The organism is Microcystis sp. LE19-84.1B (genome assembly GCF_027531875.1).
Lineage (GTDB): Bacteria > Cyanobacteriota > Cyanobacteriia > Cyanobacteriales > Microcystaceae > Microcystis > Microcystis panniformis.
The window spans coordinates 1-5,287 of the sequence record NZ_JAPZSR010000102.1; the positions used below are offsets into that span (position 1 = coordinate 1).

The 5,287-nt window shown below is 42.4% G+C and carries 4 protein-coding genes and 1 pseudogene; 4 read left to right on the forward strand and 1 reads right to left on the reverse strand.

All coding sequences use genetic code 11. The features are described 5' to 3' along the window. From O9324_RS06030 to O9324_RS06045, 4 genes and pseudogenes are all read left to right on the forward strand, one after another. A pseudogene (locus O9324_RS06030) lies at nucleotides 1-541 on the forward strand (RRXRR domain-containing protein); the annotation flags it as partial. Nucleotides 542-600: 59 nt separating this feature from the next. Continuing rightward, on the forward strand, nucleotides 601-1,587 hold the full coding sequence (gene petA / locus O9324_RS06035) for a cytochrome f (protein WP_002768466.1): 987 nt from the start codon (nucleotides 601-603) through the stop codon (nucleotides 1,585-1,587). A 125-nt stretch (nucleotides 1,588-1,712) separates the two neighbouring features. Next, a complete protein-coding gene (locus O9324_RS06040; protein WP_002768464.1) occupies nucleotides 1,713-2,774 on the forward strand; it encodes a mannose-1-phosphate guanylyltransferase in 1,062 nt (353 codons plus the stop codon). A gap of 115 nt (nucleotides 2,775-2,889) precedes the next feature. Beyond that, the gene (locus O9324_RS06045) at nucleotides 2,890-4,539 is read left to right on the forward strand and encodes an ABC1 kinase family protein (protein WP_287628695.1); all 1,650 of its coding nucleotides are present in this window, start codon (nucleotides 2,890-2,892) and stop codon (nucleotides 4,537-4,539) included. Between the two features lie 12 nt (nucleotides 4,540-4,551). On the opposite strand, the gene O9324_RS06050 is transcribed toward O9324_RS06045, so the two are convergent. After that, nucleotides 4,552-4,959, reverse strand: a complete 408-nt coding sequence (locus tag O9324_RS06050) for a hypothetical protein (protein ID WP_288139728.1) — start codon at nucleotides 4,957-4,959, stop codon at nucleotides 4,552-4,554. Nucleotides 4,960-5,287 lie beyond the last annotated feature (328 nt).

Genomic DNA, 5,287 nt, shown 5'->3' on the forward strand with positions numbered 1-5,287 from the left:
GCCGGTTATGCTCGGACAAAAATGGGCTATTGAGCAACTGTCTCAATTGGCAACAGTCCATACTCGCTTTGGTTGGCAAACCTCTAATCTCAGAAAATATTTGCGACTAGAAAAGTCGAAAAATAAAGCAGAACAATCACCAGAAAGTCATGCTAACGATGGCATTGCTCTTGCCTGTTTTCAGTTTTTAGATTATTTGCCATTCCACAATTCTAGTGGACATGGATACGATTGGAAAGGTTCTGTCAAAGTAACAAACGCTCCCTTTGCTGTCATCAAACGTCCTCCTATTAGTCGTCGTCAACTTCACCTGATGGTTTTTTCCAAAGGTGGTAAACGACGTAAATATGGTGGCTCTACCACAGGACATGGGTTCCGTAAAGGAGATTTAGTTTCTTCTCCCAAAGGAATTGGTTATGTTAGTGGAGATACCGAAAAACAGCTATCTGTAAGCGATACTAATTGGAAACGATTGGGACAGATGGCTGTTAGCAAGATTCAGTTAATCCGTCATTCTAACGGTTTAATTGTTTCTCGCTAACTTATATAAAGCCGCCCTCCGCTATCGCTAAAGGGCGGGGTTTCAGACCCAGTTTTTCGATGAGAACATTCAACTTTTTAAGTTTCCCGCAAGTCCACAGACAGGCCCTAGTGAAAGCTGTCCTCGTGGCGATCGCTACCGTTTCCCTACTCCTAACCAGCGATGTCATTAACCCCCAATCTGCCCAAGCATATCCTTTTTGGGCGCAACAAACCGCCCCGGAAACCCCCAGAGAAGCAACCGGTCGGATTGTCTGCGCGAACTGCCATTTAGCCCAAAAACCCGCCGAAATTGAAATCCCCCACTCGGTATTACCCGATAGCGTCTTTGAAGCAGTAGTAAAAATCCCCTACGATCCCGCCAGTCAACAGGTGTTAGGAGACGGATCCAAGGGAGGTTTAAACGTCGGTGCAGTCTTAATGCTACCGGATGGTTTTAAAATCGCGCCCCCCGATCGCATTCCCGAAGAAATGCAGGAAAAACTCGGTGGAGTCTATTTCCAATCCTACAAAGAAGGTCAAGATAACGTGGTTATCGTCGGCCCCTTACCCGGGGATCAATACAAAGAAATCGTTTTCCCCGTCCTGGCCCCCGATCCTAGCCAAAATAAGGGTATTCACTTCGGCAAATATGCTGTGCATTTAGGGGCCAATCGCGGTCGCGGCCAAGTGTACCCCACCGGTGAACCTAGCAATAATAACGCCTTCAAAGCGGGTGCTGCCGGTACAATTAGCCAGATCAGCAAAACCGAAGCCGGTGGTTATGAAGTGACCATCGCTTCCCAAGCTGGCCCCGTGGTGGAAAATATTCCCCCAGGACCTGAGTTAATCGTCTCGGAAGGTCAAGCGATCGAAGTGGGACAATTTTTAACCAGTAACCCCAATGTCGGCGGTTTTGGTCAAAAAGAGACGGAAGTTGTCCTACAAAATCCCGGCCGGATCAAAGGATTAGTCTTATTCCTCGGTGGCATTATGCTATGTCAAATCCTCTTAGTTATTAAGAAAAAACAAGTGGAAACAGTACAAGCGGCCGAAATGAATTTCTAATCGCAATATTTCGGTTATTTTTGCTAGAAAGCGGGTTATTTGCCCGCTTTTTAGCTTTGGGTCAGGAAAACCCTCGCTGCCGTCTGATACAATCGGTTCAGCTTAACCGATAAGTGTCAATTTTTATGAATCAGTCGCTTGTTCCAGTCATTCTCGCCGGGGGTAAAGGGGAACGTTTTTGGCCCCTCAGTCGTCTAGCGCGTCCGAAACAGTTTCTCTGTCTTGATGGTAGTGGTCGCAGTCTTTTACAAGCAACGGCCGATCGTCTATTATCTTTAGGGGCAGGTTGGGAAAATCTCTGGGTAATTACCGCTAGTGCGATCGCTGATGGAGTCCGGGAACAACTGCCCGATTTACCGGAGAGTAACCTATTAGTGGAACCGGTGGGCAAGGATACCGCCCCGGCTGTGACTTGGGCTACTTTAGAAGTGATAAAACGTTATGGTAAAGAAGTGGCGATCGGTTTTTTTCCTGCCGATCATTATATTGGTGATCAAGAGGCTTATATTAACACTTTAAAAGCGGCCGTAGAAGTGGCCGTCAGCCAAAAAGCGATCGTTACTTTAGGGATTAAACCCGATTATCCCTCCACTGGTTACGGTTATATCGAACAGGGAGAAAATCAGGGCGAATTTAATGATTTACCCGTCTATAAAGTGAGTCGTTTTACAGAAAAACCCGATCGCACCACGGCCGAAAAATTCCTAGAAACGGGACTTTTTAGCTGGAATAGCGGAATGTTTATCTTTCAGGGACAAGTGGTTTTAGAGGAGCTAAAAACCCATGCTAATAATATTTTACAACCTCTGAGCGATCGGGGCATCGCTGCCTATGAGGATTTAGAGAAAAAAAGTATTGATTATGCTTTGATGGAAAAAACCCAACTCGCTTACGTTTTACCCGCTAATTTCGGTTGGGATGATCTGGGAGATTGGAATTCTCTGGAAAGATTACTAGAAGCAAAGGGCAAAAATATTGAACTGGCCAATCATGTCGGTTTGGACACGGAAGGGGCTATTATCTATGCTAGTGATGAGGAGGAAGCGATCGTTACTATTGGTTTAAAAGATCTGGTAATTGTTCGCGACGGGAAAGCGACTCTCGTTGTCCACAAAGATCGTACCCAAGATATTAAACAGGTTCTCAAACAATTACAAACCGATCCCAAATTAGAGAAATTGTTATAGGATCGATAAGGGGTGCATCTCATTTTTGTAAATCTACTAAGGCGTTGGGTTTCATGCTTCAACCCAACCTACGTTCTAACTTACTGATAACTGATAACTGATAACTGATAATACCGTGTTCTCACTCCCCCAAACCAGTCAAAGACAAAAAGAAATCCTTGAGATAGTTCTCGGCAACGGTTGGGACTATATGCGCGGGGTTTTAACCCTAGGAAAAACAGAAAATCCCCAGATTCCTACCCCAGAAGTTCTCAAAAAAATCCTCGTGGAATTGGGTCCTTTTTATGTCAAATTGGGACAGTTACTTAGTACCCGTCCCGATCTGCTACCTGCTAATTATATCGAGGCTTTAACTGCCCTACAAGCGCAAGTTCCTCCCGTTGCTTGGACAGATATAGAAATAGTTATCACTGAACAGTTAGCCAAACCGATCGAACAGGTATTTAAGTATATTAATACCCAACCGATCGCCGCAGGATCGATCGGGCAAATTCATCGGGCAACTTTATTATCCGGGGAGGAAGTAGCGATTAAAGTCTTACGTCCGGGGATCGAAAAAATTGTCGCCCAAGATAGTGCCTTAATTAAGGGAATTGCTGATTTAGTTGCCCTAACAGAATTTGGTCAAAGTTATGACGTTGTTAACTTAGCAGAGGAGTTTATTAAAGCAGTCAATGCGGAATTAGATTTCACCCAAGAAGGTCATTATACTGACCAATTACGCTATAATTTAACCCAGAGTCGTTGGTCAGAACCCAAACAGTTAGTTATTCCTAAAATTTATTGGCACTTAACTAATTCCAAGATATTAGTGTTAGAATGGTTAGAGGGAAAACAAATTTTAGAGGCCGATGTTTCTAGACCAGCAACTGAGCAAGCAATTTCCCAAAGAAAAAGCGAAATAACTAGGATTTTGTTTCGGTCATTTTTTCAACAAATTTATATTGATGGCTTCTTTCATGCCGATCCTCACCCGGGTAATATTTTCTATCTTGATGATGGTAGAGTAGCTTTAATTGACTGTGGTATGGTGGGCAGATTAGACCCGCAAACTCAACAAATTTTAACAGAATTGTTATTAGCAATTGTTGACTTAGATGCGAAAAGATGCAGTCAACTAACTATTAAACTGTCCGAGTCAGTCGTTCCGATTACTTTAGTACAATTAGAGGTGGATTATGAGCGGATGCTGCGAAAATATTATAACCTCAATTTAAATCAAATTAACTTTAGTGAGGTAGTTTATGAACTTTTGCAAGTTGCCCGTCGCAATAGAATTAAACTTCCGGGTAATTTAGGTTTATTCGCCAAAAGTCTCGCTAATCTAGAAGGAACTGCCCGAAAATTTAATCCTGATATTAATATCCTAGAAGAAGTCAAACCGCTATTAACTAATATTCTTGAACAACAGTTAATCGGTAGCACTCCCCTACAAACTGCCCTAAGAACAGTTTTAGACTTGAAATCTTTTTCCCTGAAATCTCCCCGTCAAATCGAAGTTTTACTAGATGGTTTAACCTCGGAAACTTTAAATGTTAATCTGAAAATTCGGGAATTAGATAATCTCCGTCGCAGTTTAGATAATTCCGCCAATCGACTAGCTTTTAGTGTGATTATTGGTTCCTTAATTATCGGGGCTGCTATTGTTACGGCCAGCGCCCAATCTCGGCAATTAACTATTATCAGTACCGTATTATTTGCTACAGCTAGTTTTATCGGTTTATGGTTAGTTGTCGGTATCCTGCGCTCAGGAAGATTGCGCTAGAAATTATCGCCATTAAATTAGGATTTGTTGTTGTAAAAATTTCGCCCACCCACTAGCCAATTCAACCTCAGTAAAGGGAATTTTTTCAGGCGATCGCTCTTTAAAAATAAATTCTAGGCAAGGGGAACCTTGGGGGGGAAGAGCATCTAAATCCACCACTTGATTATTAACTAACAGACGGATTTCTTTGACCTCCTCTAGGGAAAAAGTTTGTAAATTAATCACTCCCTTACGAGTTGGTTTTCCCCAAGTGATAATTTTATCTTTTTGACCTAAGACAGAATATATATCATACTTAGCTCGCTCGAAGTTTTCCGCCCATGATCGATAGATTTCCACTTTTTGGTATTCATTCCAACCACTCCAAGCCAACCAAATAAATAGAATTAATAAAGGTGTCCACAATAACCCGCGTTCCATAAACTATCGCCCCAAAATTCTGGTCAATTAATCGTATTTTATGCTAAGTGGGTGGGTGGAATTAAATATAAGATGAACGTAGGTTGGGTTGAAGCATGAAACCCAACGCCCGCATGGGTTACGCTACCGCTAACCCATCCTACAAATAATTGTGCCTCCCTACTTAATTGGCAGCAAGGGATTATACCTGAACTTCCCCCATACATATATACCATAATAGCCGAAAACCCTTATCCATCAATGGATATAGCCCTTAACTTTTCTTAATGTACCCATGTAATTTGTAACATTTCTTAATGGACAAGAATTCTCTCCATTTGCTAGAATG